The organism is Bacillus sp. FSL R5-0286 (genome assembly GCF_038593245.1).
Lineage (GTDB): Bacteria > Bacillota > Bacilli > Bacillales > Bacillaceae > Bacillus > Bacillus altitudinis.
The window spans coordinates 2022073-2040658 of the sequence record NZ_CP151977.1 but is presented as its reverse complement, the minus strand read 5'-3'; the positions used below and the strand labels follow the sequence as shown (position 1 = coordinate 2040658).

The 18586-nt window shown below is 39.4% G+C and carries 20 protein-coding genes and 1 riboswitch; of the genes, 14 read left to right on the top strand and 6 right to left on the bottom strand.

Annotated elements, in window-relative coordinates; translation table 11 throughout:
* Nucleotides 1-44 precede the first annotated feature (44 nt).
* From NST24_RS10330 to pbuX, 3 genes are all read left to right on the top strand, one after another.
* Nucleotides 45-1550, top strand: coding sequence for a carboxypeptidase M32 (locus tag NST24_RS10330; protein WP_342461740.1), 1506 nt, complete (start codon nucleotides 45-47; stop codon nucleotides 1548-1550).
* A gap of 341 nt (nucleotides 1551-1891) precedes the next feature.
* Nucleotides 1892-1991: riboswitch (purine riboswitch) on the top strand.
* Between the two features lie 118 nt (nucleotides 1992-2109).
* Nucleotides 2110-2694: a xanthine phosphoribosyltransferase gene (xpt, locus tag NST24_RS10325; RefSeq protein WP_008346333.1), complete on the top strand. Its 585-nt coding sequence runs from the start codon at nucleotides 2110-2112 to the stop codon at nucleotides 2692-2694.
* On the top strand, nucleotides 2691-4010 hold the full coding sequence (pbuX, locus tag NST24_RS10320) for a xanthine permease PbuX (protein ID WP_039165638.1): 1320 nt from the start codon (nucleotides 2691-2693) through the stop codon (nucleotides 4008-4010). Before xpt ends, pbuX begins: the two co-directional genes overlap by 4 nt.
* A gap of 64 nt (nucleotides 4011-4074) precedes the next feature.
* On the opposite strand, the gene NST24_RS10315 is transcribed toward pbuX, so the two are convergent.
* A complete protein-coding gene (locus NST24_RS10315; protein WP_342461739.1) occupies nucleotides 4075-4929 on the bottom strand; it encodes a polysaccharide deacetylase family protein in 855 nt (284 codons plus the stop codon).
* A gap of 677 nt (nucleotides 4930-5606) precedes the next feature.
* Between NST24_RS10315 and NST24_RS10310 the strand changes: the two genes are divergently transcribed.
* From NST24_RS10310 to NST24_RS10280, 7 genes are all read left to right on the top strand, one after another.
* Nucleotides 5607-6068, top strand: a complete 462-nt coding sequence (locus NST24_RS10310) for a GrpB family protein (RefSeq protein WP_342461738.1) — start codon at nucleotides 5607-5609, stop codon at nucleotides 6066-6068.
* A gap of 358 nt (nucleotides 6069-6426) precedes the next feature.
* The gene (locus NST24_RS10305; protein ID WP_025207522.1) at nucleotides 6427-7524 is read left to right on the top strand and encodes a 3-oxoacyl-[acyl-carrier-protein] synthase III C-terminal domain-containing protein; all 1098 of its coding nucleotides are present in this window, start codon (nucleotides 6427-6429) and stop codon (nucleotides 7522-7524) included.
* A complete protein-coding gene (locus NST24_RS10300; RefSeq protein WP_045035049.1) occupies nucleotides 7524-8033 on the top strand; it encodes an isoprenylcysteine carboxylmethyltransferase family protein in 510 nt (169 codons plus the stop codon). The genes NST24_RS10305 and NST24_RS10300 overlap by 1 nt, the downstream gene beginning before the upstream one ends.
* Before the next feature lie 64 nt (nucleotides 8034-8097).
* Nucleotides 8098-8205, top strand: coding sequence for a Fur-regulated basic protein FbpC (fbpC, locus tag NST24_RS10295; protein ID WP_306172627.1), 108 nt, complete (start codon nucleotides 8098-8100; stop codon nucleotides 8203-8205).
* Between the two features lie 131 nt (nucleotides 8206-8336).
* Nucleotides 8337-11930, top strand: a complete 3594-nt coding sequence (locus tag NST24_RS10290; RefSeq protein WP_342461737.1) for a dynamin family protein — start codon at nucleotides 8337-8339, stop codon at nucleotides 11928-11930.
* A 41-nt stretch (nucleotides 11931-11971) separates the two neighbouring features.
* Nucleotides 11972-12235: a YpbS family protein gene (locus tag NST24_RS10285; protein WP_008346351.1), complete on the top strand. Its 264-nt coding sequence runs from the start codon at nucleotides 11972-11974 to the stop codon at nucleotides 12233-12235.
* Between the two features lie 274 nt (nucleotides 12236-12509).
* The gene (locus tag NST24_RS10280) at nucleotides 12510-13397 is read left to right on the top strand and encodes a 5'-3' exonuclease (protein WP_342461736.1); all 888 of its coding nucleotides are present in this window, start codon (nucleotides 12510-12512) and stop codon (nucleotides 13395-13397) included.
* Nucleotides 13398-13437: 40 nt separating this feature from the next.
* Here NST24_RS10280 and NST24_RS10275 read toward each other — a convergent pair whose 3' ends face one another.
* Genes NST24_RS10275 through NST24_RS10265 form a run of 3 tightly spaced genes read right to left on the bottom strand, consistent with a single transcriptional unit; the run spans nucleotide 13438 to nucleotide 14693 of the window.
* Entirely contained in the window at nucleotides 13438-13563 is a 126-nt protein-coding gene (locus NST24_RS10275; RefSeq protein ID WP_008346357.1) for a hypothetical protein, read from the bottom strand.
* A gap of 43 nt (nucleotides 13564-13606) precedes the next feature.
* Nucleotides 13607-14002, bottom strand: coding sequence for a reverse transcriptase-like protein (locus NST24_RS10270; RefSeq protein ID WP_017359712.1), 396 nt, complete (start codon nucleotides 14000-14002; stop codon nucleotides 13607-13609).
* A gap of 1 nt (nucleotide 14003) precedes the next feature.
* Nucleotides 14004-14693 (bottom strand): queuosine precursor transporter, encoded by a 690-nt coding sequence (locus tag NST24_RS10265; RefSeq protein ID WP_007500834.1) that lies wholly within the window; start codon nucleotides 14691-14693, stop codon nucleotides 14004-14006.
* Between the two features lie 94 nt (nucleotides 14694-14787).
* On the opposite strand from NST24_RS10265, the gene NST24_RS10260 reads away from it, so the two are divergent.
* From NST24_RS10260 to NST24_RS10250, 3 genes are all read left to right on the top strand, one after another.
* Nucleotides 14788-15459 (top strand): ribonuclease H family protein, encoded by a 672-nt coding sequence (locus NST24_RS10260; RefSeq protein ID WP_017367474.1) that lies wholly within the window; start codon nucleotides 14788-14790, stop codon nucleotides 15457-15459.
* A gap of 1 nt (nucleotide 15460) precedes the next feature.
* Nucleotides 15461-15643, top strand: a complete 183-nt coding sequence (locus tag NST24_RS10255; protein WP_008346366.1) for a zinc-finger domain-containing protein — start codon at nucleotides 15461-15463, stop codon at nucleotides 15641-15643.
* 173 nt (nucleotides 15644-15816) lie between these two features.
* On the top strand, nucleotides 15817-15999 hold the full coding sequence (locus tag NST24_RS10250; protein ID WP_008346368.1) for a hypothetical protein: 183 nt from the start codon (nucleotides 15817-15819) through the stop codon (nucleotides 15997-15999).
* Nucleotides 16000-16050: 51 nt separating this feature from the next.
* Here the strand turns inward: NST24_RS10250 and cspD are convergent, their stop codons facing one another.
* Nucleotides 16051-16251: a cold-shock protein CspD gene (gene cspD / locus NST24_RS10245; protein WP_003215784.1), complete on the bottom strand. Its 201-nt coding sequence runs from the start codon at nucleotides 16249-16251 to the stop codon at nucleotides 16051-16053.
* A 267-nt stretch (nucleotides 16252-16518) separates the two neighbouring features.
* Here cspD and NST24_RS10240 point away from each other — a divergent pair, with 267 nt between their 5' ends.
* A complete protein-coding gene (locus tag NST24_RS10240; RefSeq protein WP_007500832.1) occupies nucleotides 16519-17220 on the top strand; it encodes an AIM24 family protein in 702 nt (233 codons plus the stop codon).
* A 35-nt stretch (nucleotides 17221-17255) separates the two neighbouring features.
* Here the strand turns inward: NST24_RS10240 and NST24_RS10235 are convergent, their stop codons facing one another.
* On the bottom strand, nucleotides 17256-18407 hold the full coding sequence (locus NST24_RS10235) for a diglucosyl diacylglycerol synthase (protein ID WP_007500831.1): 1152 nt from the start codon (nucleotides 18405-18407) through the stop codon (nucleotides 17256-17258).
* Nucleotides 18408-18586 lie beyond the last annotated feature (179 nt).

Genomic DNA, 18586 nt, shown 5'->3' with positions numbered 1-18586 from the left:
CTTGAAACGTACATACATATTTTATTGATTGGGGGAACGAACGCATGAGTCTTGAATCAAAAGAGAAAGCGTTTTATCAATTACTAGGAAAAATCGCCCATTATACAGAGGCGCTTCATTTACTTTATTGGGACTCTCGAACACAAGCGCCTAAAAAAAGTGCTGATTTCAGAGCAGAAACCATCGGTCAATTATCCAGCGATATCTTTAATATGAAGACTTCTGATGAAATGAGAGATCTTCTTGATGCATTAAATAAAGAGAAAGAAAAGCTGTCAAAAGACACGCAGAAGGCACTCGAATTATCGCAAAAAGAATATGAAGAAAACAGTAAAATTCCAAAAGAAGAATTTAAAGAATACTCCATTCTTCAATCAAAAGCAGAACATGTTTGGGTAGAAGCAAGGGAGAAATCAGATTTTTCACTCTTTGCACCCTATTTAAAACAGCTGATTGATTTTAACAAGCGTTTCATTCAATACTGGGGCGTGAAAAAAACACCATATGATGTGCTGCTCAATAATTATGAGCCGGATATGACGGTTGAACAACTCGATCAAAAATTCGGTGCACTCCGAGACGCCATCGTTCCTCTCGTGAAAAAAATTGAAGCTTCGCCAAATAAACCAGATACTTCGTTTTTATCGAAAAGCTTCCCGATCGACAAACAAAAAGAGCTGAGTCTCTTTTTCTTAAAAGAGTTAGGGTATGACTTTGACGCAGGACGACTTGATACAACGGTTCATCCATTTGCTGTGACATTAAGCAGAGGGGATGTACGTGTGACGACGCGTTATGATGAGCACGATTTTCGCATGGCGATCTTTGGCACCATTCACGAATGCGGCCATGCCATTTATGAACAAAATATTGATGAGGCGCTGAGCGGAACGCTCTTATGTGACGGCACATCAATGGGTATTCATGAATCACAGTCTCTTTTCTTTGAGAACTTTATCGGCAGACATGAAGATTTCTGGAAAACGTATTATCAAAAACTGCAAGAAGCATCTCCTGAACAATTTAAAGATGTCACTTTAGAAGAATTTGTGCATGCGGTGAATGAATCGAAGCCGACTTACATTCGAATTGAAGCAGATGAACTCACGTATCCGCTTCACATTATTATTCGCTATGAAATTGAAAAAGCCATTTTCAATGAAGAAGTAGCAGTTGAAGATCTGCCAGCGTTATGGAATGAAAAATATAAAGCATATCTTGGCATTACGCCGCCTAACGATGCGCTTGGTATTTTGCAGGATGTTCACTGGTCTGATGGTAGTTTTGGTTATTTCCCTTCATATGCACTTGGTTATATGTATGCGGCGCAATTAAAGCAGCAAATGATCAAAGATTTACCGAATTTTGATGAACTGATTCAAAATGGGTCTTTTGCACCAATAAAAGAATGGCTAACTGAACATGTCCACAAGCATGGAAAACGGAAAAAGCCATCTGAGATCATTCAAGACGCAACTGGTGAAGAATTAAATGTTCAATACTTAATTGATTATTTAACAGATAAGTACACGAAACTGTATTTATCATAAATGAAAGGCACCCTTTGATCAGAAGGGTGCTTCAGCGTGTAGACAAACCCTCGCATTCGTTGTCAGGGTCTGCGCGCCGGTGCTCACGAATGTTAAATTCGCTCTGCTCCGGTGCTCGCCCCTCCTAGACTGCAAAGGTTTTCTATCACGCTGAAAAGAAGACAAAGGGCTAAAATAAAGTTCATTTTAGCCCTTTGTCAACAATCTGAGGCACCCTTTAATCAGAAGGGTGCTTTTTTGCTGGTTGAATATTCTAAAAACGAACGTTTAAAGCTTAATGATTATTTAAGTTCGGTATTTTTCTAGAAAAGTGCTTTCCAAGCGTCTGAAATCTTGTTATAATTTGAACACTATGAAACACTCATATAATCGCGTGATGAAGGCACGCAAGTTTCTACCGGACACCGATACCGTCCGACTATGAGTGAGCAAAATGAAACAGCTTTTGTATGAGCTGAAGATCCCGTGGATCGTTTTCGCATTGCTTGCTCCTTAATGGACAGCAATGCTTTTTTTATGCAAAAAAATGAAAGTTGCTAATATGCTGGGAGGAAGAATGATGGAATTGTTACGTCAAAAGATCGAGAACGAAGGAATCGTTCTGTCAAATCAAGTGCTAAAGGTAGATGCTTTTTTAAATCATCAAATTGATCCTGTGTTAATGCATGAGATCGGTCAAGAGTTTGCTAGATTATTTAAGCATGATGGAATTACTAAAATTATCACAATCGAATCTTCTGGTATTGCACCTGCTGTCATGGCTGGACTTGCCCTTCATGTGCCAGTTGTTTTTGCCCGAAAGCGGCAATCACTGACTTTAACGGATAACCTTTTGACAGCAAGTGTGTATTCTTTTACCAAAAAAGTAGAAAGTACGATCGCTGTCTCTAACACGCACCTTAGTGAGGATGATTGTGTGTTAATCATCGACGACTTTTTAGCAAATGGAGAAGCCGCTAAGGGACTAGCTGCAATCGCAAAGCAAGCGAAAGCAAAAGTAGCTGGTTTTGGAATTGTTATCGAGAAATCATTCCAGCCTGGAAGAAAAGAGCTTGTGCAAATGGGCTATAGAGTCGAGTCACTCGCACGTATCGAATCGCTTGAGGAAGGAAAAGTCACGTTTGTACGCGAGGTACAATCATGAGTGCCGCTAAAAAAGCCAAAACCCTTTCGCTAGGGATACAGCATGTACTGGCGATGTATGCAGGTGCGGTTCTTGTCCCGCTCATTGTTGGAGATGCGCTTGGGCTCACGCCAGCCCAGCTGACGTACTTAATTTCGGCAGATATTTTCATGTGCGGCGCCGCCACACTGCTTCAAGTATGGAAAAACCGCTTTTTTGGCATCGGTTTGCCTGTTGTACTAGGCTGTACATTTACTGCGGTATCTCCTATGATTGCGATTGGCTCTAAATATGGAATTTCGTCTATATATGGAAGTATTATCGCCGCAGGGTGTATTGTCATTGCTCTTTCATTTTTCTTTGGGAAGCTTGTGAAATTCTTCCCGCCCGTTGTCACAGGTTCCGTCGTCACGATCATTGGAATTACCTTAATTCCGGTAGCCATGAACAATATGGCAGGTGGTGAAGGAAGTGCAGACTATGGTTCTTTTGAGAATCTTGGACTTGCTTTTCTAGTGTTGTTTATTATTGTCCTTCTCTATCGATTTACAAAGGGATTCATGAAAGCCATTGCCATCTTAATCGGCATTCTACTTGGGACAGCAGTTGCTGCTTTCTTAGGGAAGGTGGAGACGGCAGAAGTGGCGAATGCACAAGTTTTCCGCATCATTGAGCCTTTTTACTTTGGGTTGCCTACTTTTGAGTTTGCACCAATCATGACGATGACATTAGTTGCCATTGTGTCATTAGTCGAATCAACGGGTGTATACTTTGCGCTCGGAGATTTAACGAATCGTTCATTAAAAGAGAAGGATTTAGCAAAGGGATATCGTGCAGAGGGAATTGCCGTCTTATTAGGCGGTATCTTCAACGCTTTTCCATACACAGCCTACTCCCAAAACGTTGGATTGATCCAATTAACAGGTGTGAAGAAAAATCAGGTCATTGTGGTGACAGGTGTATTATTAATGGTATTTGGCCTTTTTCCTAAAATCGCGGCATTTACAACGATTATTCCTAAATCCGTTCTAGGCGGTGCAATGGTCGCCATGTTTGGCATGGTCATTGCGTACGGGATTAAAATGCTCTCACGCGTCGATTTTGCCAAACAGGAAAACTTACTCATTGTCGCATGCTCAGTTGGCATCGGGCTCGGAGTAACGGTGGTACCGCAAATGTTTGATCATTTGCCAGAATCGATTAAATTGTTAACAAGTAACGGAATTGTCGCCGGAAGCTTTACCGCTATTTTGCTTCATATTATTTATCACATGATTCCTTTTAAAAAAGAAACAGAGCAGGAGCTAATGGAAGAACCTAAGCAATCTGTTATGTAAACACTTCTCTTGGAGAGGTGAAAGCCCGCATCTTTTAGATACGGGCTTGTTGTGATTAGCGCTATTAATGTTGTACCGGCGGCATTGTTTCGTTAATGACTGCAAAAGTATAGCCCCTTGCTTTTAGTTGTGTAATCAGGCTATCTAAATAGTTCGTGGTAGAGGGTTGATCATGCATTAAAATAACTTTTGGTTCCCATGGTTTATTTTTCTCAAACATTTGCAGTTGATTCAATACCTCTGGAACATATTGTGAATTTTTATATCTCCAGTCAAGGCTATCAATCGTCCAATCCCAGTAAATAAAGCCATTTTGGTTTAAACGTACTTTTTGATCATATGTTAAATTTGGAACACTGCCATAAGGTGTTCTCACAAGACGGGTGTAAACGCCTGTAACAGAAGCAAGAATGAGCTGAGCTTCTCTCATTTCATTTGCGGGAGACTCACTGTTCTGATAAAAGCGGTTTATATCATGCGTCATGCCATGAAGCCCTAATTGATGTCCTTCTTGATAAAGTCTTTTCACCGCTGCTTGGTGAGCTTGGATTTGCGGTCCAAGCATGAAGAATGTCGCCTTCACTTGATGTGCTTTTAAGACATTTAACAGCTGATTTGATGTAGCAGAAGGGCCATCATCAAATGTTAAAAAGACCGTTTTATTCGTTGCCTGTTGGTTTGGATTGGTCTTAAATTGTTGATCCAATGTTCTTGTAGAATGATCTTTTGCTTTCAGACTGATACTTGTGTCTCGGAAGTCACTGCTAGTAACAATTTTTGCTTGCCCATTTGTCGCCTGCAAATGGGGTTTAGACATATCCCAGATAAAAACGAGAAACAGTGTAAGAAGCACTAAACCAATTATCTTCGAGAGAAATATCGTGTTGTAGGGTGTCTGTTTTTTGGACACCTTTTTCATGACAATCACTCCAGTCAATTAAATTTTGTGCCGAATCATGTAGTAGATTCTGTCTTTTTTCACTGTTTTTCATGGTGTTCATATTGATTAAGTATACAGGAAAAAAACCCCTTTTCATATATAATCATCAAATAAATTAGTATTTTATGGTTATTTATTTGTGTTGATCAGAAAAAAAGGTGATCCATTCATGTTTAAATGAAATAATTCTGAATAGTGATCGAAAAGTTGGTATTTATACGCTAAGATAGCAACAGATTTAACCATTAATGCGAAGTGAAAGGAGATTCCGTATGAAAGTGTTGTAAAATGACGATTTCATTGAGAAAAGGATGCTCATGTGGATATTGGAGATAGAGGCTAACTATCGCGAAATACATAGAGAAAAGCTCTTACCCTACAAAATAAAGAAGAAACAAAAAAAGCAAAGTCAGTACAACTGAATCAGAGATTGGCTACTATGTAAAAGGTGAATGTGAAAAGTCATTCTTATTCCTTTCATACAGCACTTAGATGAGAGTGAATTGTTAAGAATCGTATTGAATGACATCAACTAAGAAATAGATCTAAACGAATAGGATGATTGCTGAAATCTGTCTGCTCTCTCCATATGGGACTTATGATAAAGTTGGTTTATTAACATTCTCCAAATGGGTGTTAAAAGGTGGGATAAGTAAATGTTAGGATTACCAAGAGGGGAAGTCTTTTTAGTTCCTTGGTCTATTGAGTGGACAAAAGAATTTGAAAGTGAAAAGCGAAAGATAATAGGTGATATTGGTCAATACATAATCAATGTACACCATATTGGAAGTACGGCAGTAAAAGGTTTAAGCGCTAAGCCAATTATTGATATTGCAATTGAAATAGAACATTTTTTTGATGGAGAAAAATGTGTAATAGCGTTGGAAGCACTCGGTTACTCATATAAAGGAACAGACGTATTACCTGAAAGATTTAATAAAGGAGAACCACGAACACATCAAATCCATATGTACCAAAGACATAATAAGTATTTACTTGAACAGTTAAATTTCAGAGATTACTTGAGAAATAATGAGCAAGCTAGAAGTGAGTACCAACAGCTTAAACTTAAATTATCAAGATTACACGGAAGTGACAAACACAAATACGCACATTAAAAAACTGATTTTATTAAGTCAATCCTTGAAAAGGTTTAGGTGAGGGTTTGCTCTTTAGATGTTCATAAGAGATGTCATTCACAGAGGAACTCCCATAACGGAGTTCTTTTTTTTTTTCATTAAATCACCATTATTTTTGAACATAAATTGCATAAAAAAAAGCAGGTTCGCTTGGCTTGGAACGAACCTGTGAAGGAGGAAAACTACATCATGTTTTCACCTATATTATCCAATATTTATCAATTGTCGTCAAGACAAAAAGTTAGACGGAGGAAAATATTTTGACTGAATTGTGTCGTTTTGGCATGTATATCCTTTTTTTGATTGGGGATATTAACCGAAAAAAGAGGTGAAGCCGATGGCATACATTCTTTCAGTTGGAACAAGTCTGCCAAAACATCATGTGGATCAGCAAGCAGCTGCTCAATTTGCAAGGTCTCAATTTAAACGATCCTTTAAAGATATTGATCGGCTATTAAAAGCTTTTAATAATGGCGAAATAGAGAGCAGGCAGTTTGTACAGCCTATTGATTGGTATCAAGAACATCACTCTTTTGAAGAGAAAAATAATCTCTATGTCGAAAAAGCATTGGCTCATGCGAAAGAAGCCGTTTTTCACTGTCTGCATGAAACAGCGTTCCTTACAAAGCCAGTTCCTTTTGATGAGATTGATGCTTTGTTTTTCATCTCCAGTACAGGGTTATCAACACCAAGTCTTGATGCCAAGCTGATGAATGTTCTTCCATTTTCTCCTTATACGAAACGAGTGCCAATTTGGGGGTTAGGATGCGGGGGCGGGGCGGCAGGCTTATCTCGAGCTTATGAATACATCAGGGCGTATCCAGAAGCGAAAGTGCTCGTTGTTGCCTGCGAGCTTTGCAGCCTCACTTTTCAGCCGCAAGATCAATCAAAAAGCAATTTAATTGGAACCTCGCTTTTCGGTGACGGGACTGCAGCCGTTCTTTTAACTGGAGAAAAGGCTGCCTCTAAGTATACGCGGTTAAAAACAGTACCTAAAGTGCTTGGCACGCAGTCAGTGACCATGAAAGATTCTGAGGATGTGATGGGATGGGATTTTACCGCCGACGGATTTCGGGTCATCTTCTCACGTGACATTCCGTCCATCATTTCTGGGTGGTTAAAAGAGCAAGTGGATCAATTTTTACATCAGCTAGGGTTTTCAACAGAGGATGTATCCGTTTTTCTTGCTCACCCTGGAGGAAAAAAAGTGATTGATGCCTATCTTGAAAGCCTATCTTTACAAGAGCATCAGCTATTTTCTTCAAAAGAGGTTCTGAAACAGCATGGAAACATGTCCTCTGCCACCGTTTTATATGTCATGAAGCATTTTCTTGAACATCAGTCACTAGATGCAGGACAGGTGGGGCTTTGCGGAGCACTTGGTCCAGGCTTTTCGTCAGAATTATTGCTCATGAAATGGGAGGGGCTCTCGTGATGATTTTCTGGATAGTGATTGGCATTTTCATTTGTCAGCGTCTCATTGAAATGCTTGTGGCGAAAAGAAATGAAAAGAAGGTGAAGGCGCTCGGAGCGATTGAATTTGGTGCAAGCCATTATCCTTATATGGTCGCTATGCATGCAGCTTTTTTCCTCTCGCTTATTGGAGAGACATGGCTGCTGCATCGTCAACCGTCTCGTTTTTTCCTATTGCTGCTTGTGTTTCTGTTTGCGACCCAGGTGATTCGGTACTGGGCACTATGTTCACTTGGGACGTTTTGGAATACAAAAATCTTAGTCGTTCCAAATGCGATGATTGTGAAAAAGGGGCCGTATCGCTGGTTAAAGCACCCTAACTATGTGGTGGTGGCGATTGAACTGATGTTCATTCCGCTGCTATTTAACGCATTTATTACTGCCATTTTGTTTACGTGTTTAAATGGATGGATGATGATGGTCAGAATACAAACAGAAGAAAAAGCACTGAATCAGTATTTACTAAATTAATATTGAAAATCATTATCAATTGTGCTACACTTTCATTAATGATAAACATTCTCAATCATGAAGGATGGACGGTGATCACATGACAATGATTTTCTTACTCGGTACGGTCTGTGTATACAGCTTATTGATTGGCTTCGTATTAAAAGGTGTTTCAAAAAAATCTGCTTCCTGATTGCAGTCCATTGCGACTGATCGGGCAGCAGATTTTTTTATTTCCTCAGATGAGAAGAAAAATCTCTTTATTTTGTGTAAAATGGTACACATACATAACTGACTTTTCTAAAAACAAAGGGGTTTATCGTCATGAAAGACTTGTCTATTCGAGATTCGCTCGTTCAAACTACAGGTGCTTTATATCAAAGCCTTCTGAAAAGGGATGATCACGAGCGCGCAGCCAAACTTGCATCTATTATGAAAAAGGCAGCTGAAGAAGAAGTATATATCGCATTTACCGGCCACTATTCTGCTGGTAAGTCATCACTAGTGAATCATCTTCTTCATGATCACATCCTGCCCACAAGCCCAATTCCAACGAGTGCAAACTTGGTTGTTGTCAGGAAAGGGGTCAGTGAAGTTCAGCTCCATACGTCTGATGGACGTTTTGCAAAAATGAGCGGTTCTTATGATAAAGAAGCGGTGCAGCGTTTTTGTAAAGATGGGGAACAAATTGAGATGGTGGAAATTAGCGGTGATTATAGTGGACTTGAAGAAAAAGTGGCACTCATTGATACGCCGGGAATTGATTCAACGGATCATGCGCACTTTTTATCCGCTGCTTCTATTCTTCATCAAGCGGATGCTCTTTTTTATGTCGTTCATTATAACCATGTCCATTCTGAAGAAAACATTCGCTTCATTCGCTCGATTAAAGAGAAAGTGCCCAATCTTTATTTCATCGTCAATCAAGTGGATCGGCATGATGAACAAGAGACAACTTTTGAAAACTACAAAAAACAAGTCGTTGAGATGCTTTTAAAAGAAGGCATTGAAGAAGAACATCTATATTTTACTTCTGTGACTGATGAGGCACACCCAAAAAACGAAATGATCCGTTTAGTGAAGAAACTACAAGAATTACAAACCATGCCTAAAGCATCACTTCGAGCCTATACAGAGCAGAAAATCGAACATGTTTTAAAAGAACATATAGACTCGTTAAAAGAAGAACTGCATGAAGAGGACCTTGATAAGCAGCTGCAAGAAAAAAGGAATGAAGTGCAAGAACTAGAAGAGAAACGCCGATTTATTGAAAATGGAGCAAAGCAGGTAGAAGATGAAGTGTCTTCTGAAGTAGAGAACATCTTAAAAAATGCAAACCTCACGCCATTTAAGATGCGAGAGCTTGCAAGTGACTATATCGAATCGAAAGCACCTGGCTTTAAAGTGGGTTTACTTTTTGCCAAAAATAAAACCGAGCAGGAAAAGAAAAAGCGGGCAAATGATTTCTTAGCAGATGTAAAAAAGAGAATGAAAGCGGAAGTTGACTGGCACATTGCCGATCTCCTCAAAAAAGAAATAAAACAGCATCAGCTTGGGGAAGTGTTATTAGACAAAGCCATGGCATTTGAGACACCTATTGAAGAATCCCTGCTTGAAAAGGTCATTCACCAAGGGGCAACTTTTTCTAACGAATATGTTCTTCAATATGCGAAAGATGCTGGTGAAGCATTGAAAAGACAGGCGAAACAGCAAGCACTTCAATTGATTGAACAGATGATTGAAACCTTGAAAGACCAGCTCAAGAATGAACAGGAGAAGCAAGAGGAAAAATGGGAGCAAGCGAAACAAGAGCTTCAGAGCCTTGAGGGGTATAACGAAAAAAATGAACAAATAAGACAGGATATTCAGCATTTATGGGATATTTGGCAAAACGGAACGGATGAGCATATCCCAGGCGACTGGTTTTATGCGAAAAAGCAATGGATGCAGCACGACCAACTGGAGAAGAATCGCGCATCAATTCATGTTGAAGAGAGCGATCAAGCTGCTGAACGGACAAAGCGCGATCAATACCGTCAATCGCAGCATTTAACAACAGCACAATCGATTGCACAATTTAAAGAGCTTTCCCGCATTTTATCGCCTTTAGATATTCTAAAGTCTCAAAGAGATTCCTTTGAAAAACGAACAGAACGGCTACAGGCAAAAGAATTTACACTCGCTTTATTTGGCGCTTTTAGTTCTGGAAAATCTTCTTTTGCCAATGCGCTTGTTGGACGGAAGGTGTTACCATCATCTCCTACGCCAACAACTGCAACAATTAACAAACTGACACGACCTACGGAAGATCATCCTCATGAAAGTGTCAAAGTGGTGTTTAAAACCAAGCAGGACATTCTAGAGGAACTCGATCAGATTCTTGGATTTTCGATCACAACAGAAAAAGGAGATTCGTTTAAGGCAAAGCTGGAAAGAGTGCTGAAAAAACGGCAGCTCGAACAGGATCACCGAATCATTGTAGAACATTTTCTACAAGCCTATGCCAAGTTTCATGATGACATTGACAACCAAACCAATTTACATGTCACACTTCAAGAATTAAAGCCTTATGTAGCGGAAGAATCTGTTTCTTGTGTGGTGAAGGAAGTGACGGTGTATTTAAGTACACCTCTGACAGATAAAGGGCTGACGATTGTCGATACACCAGGTGCAAGCAGTATGAATAAGCGTCATACAGAAATCGCCTTCCAGTATATGAAGGATGCAGACGCCCTTCTTTATTTAACGTATTATCAGCATTCTTTCTCAAAAGCTGATCGCTCATTTTTACGGAAGCTTGGACTCGTAAAAGATTCCTTTAGCATGGATAAAATGTTCTTTATCATCAATGCAGCTGATTTGGCTAAGGATCAAGCAGAGCTTGAAACCGTATTTGACTATGTACGAAGCGAGCTCACAAAAGAAGGCATCCGCAATCCAAACCTGCATCATGTGTCTAGTAAGGAAGAGATCGAAGGGAAAGAGCCGACATCTTATAATCAATATGCAACACTGAGAAAACAGCTCGACTATTTTATTGAGGAAGAATTAACGAAAGATGCCATTGAACTTTTGCATTTTGAAGCTAATACATTATGTACAACGGTCGATAGACTACGTGCGACCTTGCATCAATCAGAAGATGAGAAAGAAGCTGAAAAGAAAAACATCAAGACATCCTATGAAGCCATTCTCGAAAAAATGCAAGATGTGAAACGGTCTAAACTTGTGACCGAAAGCGTAAAAAAAGACGTGCATGAACAGCTCTATCATATTGTACAGCGGCTTTCATTATTTGCGAATGATCTATTAAAGTCGGCTTTTTATCCTGGCATATCTCAAGGGAATTTTGGTCAGCAGTTAAAAAAGGCACTTGAGAAAGCGTTAAAGGAGTATGAATTTGAATTTGTGCAGGAGCTCAAGGCACTTGATATCCGAATGGAATCGTTTATCCATCATTATTTCCAGGAGGAGTGGGAAAAAGGGATGCAGGCTGCATGTGCGGAAGATCCTTACTTTTCTCTCAGCCTGTCAGCCCCTGAGGAGAAAAATGCTGAGCTAAAACAAATTGAAGTCGAAGCAGAGATTGCACCATTTGAGCCGCTTTTAAAGAAACAAAAATCAGCGAAAGCCTTCTTTGAACAAAATGAAAAGGCTACGTTTATTGAAGCCATTCGAGATGTTCTACATCAAATGACAACACGTTGGGCAGATAACGAAAAAAAAGAGCTGCTGAGCAGATATGAAAAGCTAGTGAAGACCTATACGGAAAGGTACGAACAAGATGCTCTCCAACAGCTCAATGAGCAAAAACAGACATTTATGACAAGCCTTACAACAGATGCTGAAAAACAGGCGATCATTGAACAAGTTTATGAACAAACAAATGAATGGAAGAACCAGTTGAAAACGATATGATTCATGATAGACTATATAAAAAAGAAAGCAGTTGATAGACGATGACGAGCGTACACGAAGAAATTTCTGCACATTCACAGAAACAACATGCCCACATCCAATCTTTTCTTGCACTTGAACAAAAAAGAGAGCAGGCGATTGAATCGGCTGTGAAAAAATGTGAACACAATGAACCATTTTCAACAGATGAGATCAACGCCATTACGTCTAAAATGAATGAGCTTGCCCGAGGCGGAATTGTTCCCCTTCGTAAACATGTCACGATTGAGATGGTGGAGGAATACACCCAGCGTAAACAGAAATAAAGAGTAACTTTCTCATTTTTGGTCATCTTAACAAATGAACCAGAAAGGGGAATGATCATGGCAAAAAAGCAAAACGTAAAGCAGCAGGAGGAGCGCATGCCGAAGGAAAAAGGCATGCCATCCTACGCAGAAGCGGAAACGAAAAAAATGCAATATGGTAAAAAGTAATCGGGCTGCCTCTTCTTTATCAAAAGAAGAAGGCGCCTTTTTTATGTTCGTTTCGATGTTCTATGATAGAATAGGAGTATTGTTTATAAAAAGGGAGTTTAGATGAATGAATAAACACGTCTTACTTGTAGATGGCATGGCACTTCTTTTTAGGTCGTTTTATGCGACGGCTGTCCATCGCAATTTTATGATAAATGATCGTGGTGTGCCGACAAATGGAGTGAATGGTTATTTGAAGCATTTGTTAACAGCTGTCCAAACATTTGAGCCGACTCATATCGTATGCTGCTGGGATATGGGGAGCCAAACATACCGGAATGAATTGTTTCAAGATTATAAAGCCAATCGAGGCGAGGCGCCTGTTGAGCTTATCCCACAGTTTGATTTAGCAAAAGAGGCGACAGAAGGACTGGGGATCATGAACATTGGTGTGAAAGGTTTTGAAGCAGATGATTGTATTGGAACGCTTGCATCAATCTATCAAAACGAAGCACATGTGACCGTCTTAACAGGAGATAAAGATTTGCTGCAGATCTTGAATGAACAAGTGACCGTGGCTTTGATGCAAAAAGGCATCGGGAATTATAAGCATTATACAAAAGCCCTTTTTGAAGAGGAAATGGGCATATCTCCAAAGGCGCTGATTGATATGAAAGCGCTGATGGGTGATGCTAGCGATAATTACCCTGGTGTAAAAGGAATCGGCGAAAAAACAGCATTGAAATTTATTCAAACGTATCAAACGATTGATCGACTGTTAGAAAATGTTCATGCATTAACGGCAGCTCAGCAAAAGAAAATGCAAGCAGGATTAGAAGATTTGAAGCTTTCTCGTATACTGGCAGAAATTAAATGTGATGTACCACTCAGCTGTCCGATTGACGAAACAAAAATAAAAATGGACCCAGAGCGGGCAGCGACAATGCTTCGCTTGCATCAAATCAAAGGGATCGAACCAATGGTTAACCGCTTAAGTCAATTAGGAATCAGTTAAGGTTGTTCTTACGCAGAAAAGAAACAAAGGGCTACATGTATTAGCCCTTTGTGTTGCTTTTTTTCGCCTTATTTTCTAATTGCGATATTGGCTGTTTATCTTTTGTTTGCGCATCACCTTGAGGAGTCGTTCCGTTTGTGACACGGCCTCTGTTCTCTTTATCCAATTCGTATCACCTCACACATTAGCATAACCAAAAGAAAAGCGATTCATCCTTTTGAAAGGTGAATCGCTTTTCTAGCGAGCTGATCAGCCACTTGATTTTCCTTGCTCGGAATCCACTTAATGAAAAATAAATCAAATTCGCTTTGAAGCTGCAGCATTTCTTCGATAAAATGACGAAAAGATGGATTTTTAGCAAATCCTGCATTGGCTGCACGATCTACCACTTGTGAATCAGTGCGGAATGAAACGGTCCGTAATCCTTTTTCTACGCAAATTTTCATGCCTTCAATGAGCGCGGAAAACTCTGCTTCATGATTGCTCATGATGCCAAGAGGAATGGAGAAAGACTCAGCTTTTCCGTCATATTTCAAGAAAATGCCGATGCCAGATGGACCTGGGTTTCCGGCACTAGCACCGTCAATATATATTTCAGCTGGCAATTTATTTCCCCCTTTCATCAATCGGAACCATTTTTTTCGCCGCATAGGCATAAGGTGTGCCAATGGCAGCGACGATAAATTTAATCACATAAGTCGTGATGAAAATTTCGATCCATATATGGAATGGGTAGGTCCCAAGAAAGGCAATGGTTGTGAAAACGAGTGTATCAAGTAGCTGGCTAATCATTGTACTCCCCGCATTTCGCAGCCAGAGCGCACCGTCTGAAGGAAATATCCGGCGAATAAACGAATATACATAAACATCTAACATTTGACTGATGATATAAGCAGCAAGACTACCAAGAGCGACCCTTGGCATAAAGCCAAATATCGTTTCTAATGATGATTGGGAAATGTCAGATGGAGCGGGATGGAAAAGCAAAGCCTCCTGCATGACAACAGTTAATGTTAAAAGGGTGGCAAAGCCAATCCAGACAGCTTTTTTCGCTTCGGTTTGTCCATATTTTTCATTTAGGACGTCCGTTGCAAAGAACACACTGCCGTATAAAATGTTGCCAAGTGTTGCCGTTAAGCCAAATAATTCAACGGTTTTGACCACTTGTAAATTGGCAGCAACTGTTGCAAAACCAATCCAGACGAAAAGCCCCATCTTGCCAAATCCTTTATAAAATAGAAGAACAATGATAAAATTAATGATCGCAAATAAGATCCAAATACCTTCATTAAACAAGTGACATGAACTTCCTTTCTAAATGTAAAATGTAACTTTTTGATTATAGCATAACGAACGTTTACCTTAAAAGTATGGGAAGGCGATGTGATCAATGAAACTAAGAGCGCACTATACAATGAAAGTGAAATCGATTGGGTCCATTGCTTTTTTCCAAGAAGATTGGATGGAGCTCAAAGAGGCCTTGCTTTTAGCAAAACATATAGACAAAAAAGAACCGCAGTCACTTCTATCATTTGAAGATGAAAAGGGTGCGATGTGGTCGATGAAAGAACTTGAAAAGCTAAACGAAGAACTTAGGCTTGAACCCGATCAGCTTCAGGTCTATTTTGATGCGAGTTTTCGCAAAGAAACAGGTGATGCTGGGCTTGGAATTGTCGTGTATTATCAGCTCGGACAGGATGCATACCGGTTAAGGAAGAATCAGCCTTTTCAGAGCACTACGAACAATGAGGCAGAGTATGCGGCTTTATTTGAAGCGGTAAAAGCTTTAAAAGAACTGGGAGCCAGCAGAAACTCTGTTACGATTAGAGGAGATTCTCTTGTGGTGATGAATCAGCTCAAAGGGGAATGGCCTTGTTATGATGATATACATAACAAATGGCTCGACCGAATTGAGGCTGCGATCAAAGAGCTGAAGCTCACGCCAACATATGAAGTCATCGATCGTAAACAAAATGCAGAAGCAGATCAGCTTGCCAGACAGATACTTGCAGACGTCCCTATCGAAAGTAAGTTGAAATTAGAAGCAGACGGAGCTGAATAAAGTGGATAAAAAAACAGCAGTAAAAGAATTAACAGATCTTCAAGACACGTATTGTTCAGATTGCTTGATTAAGAAGCACTTTCGTAAAGAATTTGGCAAAAAATACGCGCACTCCTTTTGTATACAGCAATGCACGGTAGGAGAGAAGATCAAACAATACGGAAATGAATTACTCAAAAAATAAGCGTACACTCCGGTTTTCCCCTAGATGTATCACGCGTTCACGAAAAAAAAAACGAATAGAATGTGTAAAAAAAGAACATATTCTGAAAAATGAGCCGATATAACTATAGAAAGTTTTGGTTGAGTTACTTTTTGACTAAGTGACGGATAATAGAGGAAAAGGGGAAGGCCGGCATGGATAATAAGGATTTTGAAACGGTATTACATCGGACATTTCAAGAGGTGTACAGTGATCTAGAGCAACTGGTAGATGTAGCAAAGAAGGGAAGACCTTTTCTCGAAAAAGATATCTCTGAAATTGAACAAAGATTAAAGCAAAATATTTTAGCGATTGAAATTCAGCTGAAAATCAAATAAGAGAGGCATACGCCTCTCTTTATTTTGTCGTTTCATCATTGATTGAATTGATTAGATTTTTGTTACGTTTGCAGCTTGAGGTCCACGATTACCTTCAACGATTTCAAAAGAAACTTCTTGTCCTTCTTCTAGAGATTTGTAACCGTCACCTTCGATAGCTGTGAAGTGAACGAATACGTCGTCTCCGCCTTCAACTTCAATGAAGCCGAAACCTTTTTCATTATTGAACCATTTTACTTTACCGTTTTGCATATTGCTTTTTCCTCCTAGTACTGTAGCACACCTTTCGGCATACTAAAAAAAATTTTTCATCACCTAACGACTTAAGAAGTTGTTAAATGATGGTTCCACTATACACCATCAAAAGTAAAGCGTCAAGCAGGCAAGCCAAATTTTGAGCAGAATGTTTGATTTTTTTGTTTTTTTAGTGAATGACATTTATCTATAAAACGTCCTAATCTCATGAAACCTAACGTATAACTTGTCCGTATATAGTAAAAATACAGAAAGAGGTGCGTCATGAATCGTTACACAATTGAGGAGTTTGTTCAGAATACGCAGCAAGAAGACAAAGGGGAAGGGGTCTTTGAACTTGAAACACCAAGATTGTTAGAAATTAATTTAACGGATACCATTTGGGCAAAAACAGGCTCCATGGTTTCATATCGCGGGAAAATAAAGTTTGAACGTGAAGGTGTGTTTGAACACGGTGTGTCAAAGATGTTCAAAAAAATGTTATCAGGAGAAGGAACTTCTTTGATGAAGGCCACAGGTGATGGGAAATTATATGTAGCAGACCAAGGGAAAAAAATTTCGATTCTTCGATTGGCTCAAGGGGAGTCTATTTTCGTTAATGGAAACGACTTGCTCGCATTTGAACCGTCTGTTCGGTGGGATATTAAATTAATGAAAAAGGTGTCTGGCATGCTTGCAGGCGGATTATTTAATGTCAAACTTGAAGGACCAGGTCTTGTGGCAATCACAAGTCATTACGAACCGCTGACGCTGATTGTTCAGCCAGGTGATTCTGTTTATACAGATCCGAATGCGACGGTCGCATGGTCAGGAGATTTGCAGACTGAATTTGTGACAGATGTATCGTTCAAAACGTTTATTGGCAGGGGAAGCGGAGAGTCTATTCAAATGAAGTTTAGCGGAAGCGGCTTTGTTGTCGTGCAGCCGTTTGAAGAAGTTTATACAACGAATGGGAATCAAGGTTAAAAGAAGAAAGGTGTCCGTCATTGACGGACACCTTTTTATGATAATGCTTGAGCATACGATTTGTTGCTCATGATCAGATCTGATTGTTCGACGATATCTTCTAAAATGGTTTGAGAAGACTGTTTTAGGTGTAATTTTTTGATGTTTTGTTTCATGGATTCTAATTTTTCTTCGTCTTGCAACAAGTTGGTGACAGATTCTAAAATGTCTTCGTGTCTGTTGATGACAATGGCAGCGCCGTAATCTTCAAAGAAAAGAGCATTTTCTTTTTCTTGTCCTGGAACAGGTTTGTAAAGAATAACTGGGACACCAATTGCTGTTGCTTCTGTTAATGTAATTCCGCCCGGTTTTGTAATCATACAGTCCGTTACTCTGAACAATTCATCAATTTGTTCCACATATCCAAGCGCCTTCAATTGATTTGGGTGTGCTTGTTCAAGTTCGCTAAGCGATTGCTTCAGCGCTGCATTCTTACCGCACACAACAACAATTTGTACTTCACTGTCAAGAAGTAGTGCTTCACACAGTTCCTTCACATTTTTTAGTACACCATGGGCACCCGCCATAATGAGAAGGACTTTTTTGTCTGATGATAATCCATATTTTTTATAGATGATCGATTTAGGCACGTCTACTTCAAATTGTGGTCTAATCGGAATGCCTGTTACCTTGACATCGCTTGGATGTGTGCCGATTTCTACTAGCTTTTGTTTCACATAATCGGTTGCAACATAGTATCGGTCAATGTTTTCATGTACCCAAATTTTATGAAGACAAAAGTCTGTCATCACATTAAATGTTGGAATGACTTTACCTGTTTTGTTTCGGTATTCAGGTACAACAATCATCGGGAATGTAATGATGATGATATCCGGATTGTGTAATTGAATTAATTCATCAAGACGCTTATTTCCCATCTTTAAATAAATGTTAAATTTGCGTTTATTGTAAATTTTATCTACACCGTAATAAAACAAGCGATAAAATTGTTTCCCAATGGAGAAGCTCTTTAAATATAAATATTGAGTCACTTCGGACACAATGGGATTTGATTCTTGATACAAATTAGAAACTATCACATGTTCAAACCCTTGGGATTTGCATTCATCATACAGTGTTTTTGCAACCTGCATATGTCCATTTCCATAATTTGCGGTCAAGATTAATATTTTTTTATTGGTATTCAAGAATATTCACCTCAAATGTAATCAACAACAACAAAACTTCGTACGAAAACTATAAATCTCATAGGTCTACATATACATAAAGATAACATATAAACAGCGAGAGCATATCATTCGTTACGAAAGAATTAAACTAATTTTAAAAAACAAACAGACTAAATTGATAATGGAAGACAGAGCCA

What these genes read in the sequence shown, in the direction of transcription:
- xpt (WP_008346333.1), top strand. Translation starts at nt 2,110, where the DNA reads ATGGAATTGTTACGTCAAAAGATCGAGAACGAAGGAATCGTTCTGTCA.
- NST24_RS10315 (WP_342461739.1), bottom strand. Translation starts at nt 4,929, where the DNA reads ATGAAAAAGGTGTCCAAAAAACAGACACCCTACAACACGATATTTCTC.
- fbpC (WP_306172627.1), top strand. Translation starts at nt 8,098, where the DNA reads ATGGACGGTGATCACATGACAATGATTTTCTTACTCGGTACGGTCTGT.
- NST24_RS10280 (WP_342461736.1), top strand. Translation starts at nt 12,510, where the DNA reads ATGAATAAACACGTCTTACTTGTAGATGGCATGGCACTTCTTTTTAGG.
- pbuX (WP_039165638.1), top strand. Translation starts at nt 2,691, where the DNA reads ATGAGTGCCGCTAAAAAAGCCAAAACCCTTTCGCTAGGGATACAGCAT.
- NST24_RS10330 (WP_342461740.1), top strand. Translation starts at nt 45, where the DNA reads ATGAGTCTTGAATCAAAAGAGAAAGCGTTTTATCAATTACTAGGAAAA.
- NST24_RS10260 (WP_017367474.1), top strand. Translation starts at nt 14,788, where the DNA reads ATGAAACTAAGAGCGCACTATACAATGAAAGTGAAATCGATTGGGTCC.
- NST24_RS10300 (WP_045035049.1), top strand. Translation starts at nt 7,524, where the DNA reads ATGATTTTCTGGATAGTGATTGGCATTTTCATTTGTCAGCGTCTCATT.
- NST24_RS10290 (WP_342461737.1), top strand. Translation starts at nt 8,337, where the DNA reads ATGAAAGACTTGTCTATTCGAGATTCGCTCGTTCAAACTACAGGTGCT.
- NST24_RS10305 (WP_025207522.1), top strand. Translation starts at nt 6,427, where the DNA reads ATGGCATACATTCTTTCAGTTGGAACAAGTCTGCCAAAACATCATGTG.
- NST24_RS10240 (WP_007500832.1), top strand. Translation starts at nt 16,519, where the DNA reads ATGAATCGTTACACAATTGAGGAGTTTGTTCAGAATACGCAGCAAGAA.
- cspD (WP_003215784.1), bottom strand. Translation starts at nt 16,251, where the DNA reads ATGCAAAACGGTAAAGTAAAATGGTTCAATAATGAAAAAGGTTTCGGC.
- NST24_RS10250 (WP_008346368.1), top strand. Translation starts at nt 15,817, where the DNA reads ATGGATAATAAGGATTTTGAAACGGTATTACATCGGACATTTCAAGAG.
- NST24_RS10310 (WP_342461738.1), top strand. Translation starts at nt 5,607, where the DNA reads ATGTTAGGATTACCAAGAGGGGAAGTCTTTTTAGTTCCTTGGTCTATT.
- NST24_RS10285 (WP_008346351.1), top strand. Translation starts at nt 11,972, where the DNA reads ATGACGAGCGTACACGAAGAAATTTCTGCACATTCACAGAAACAACAT.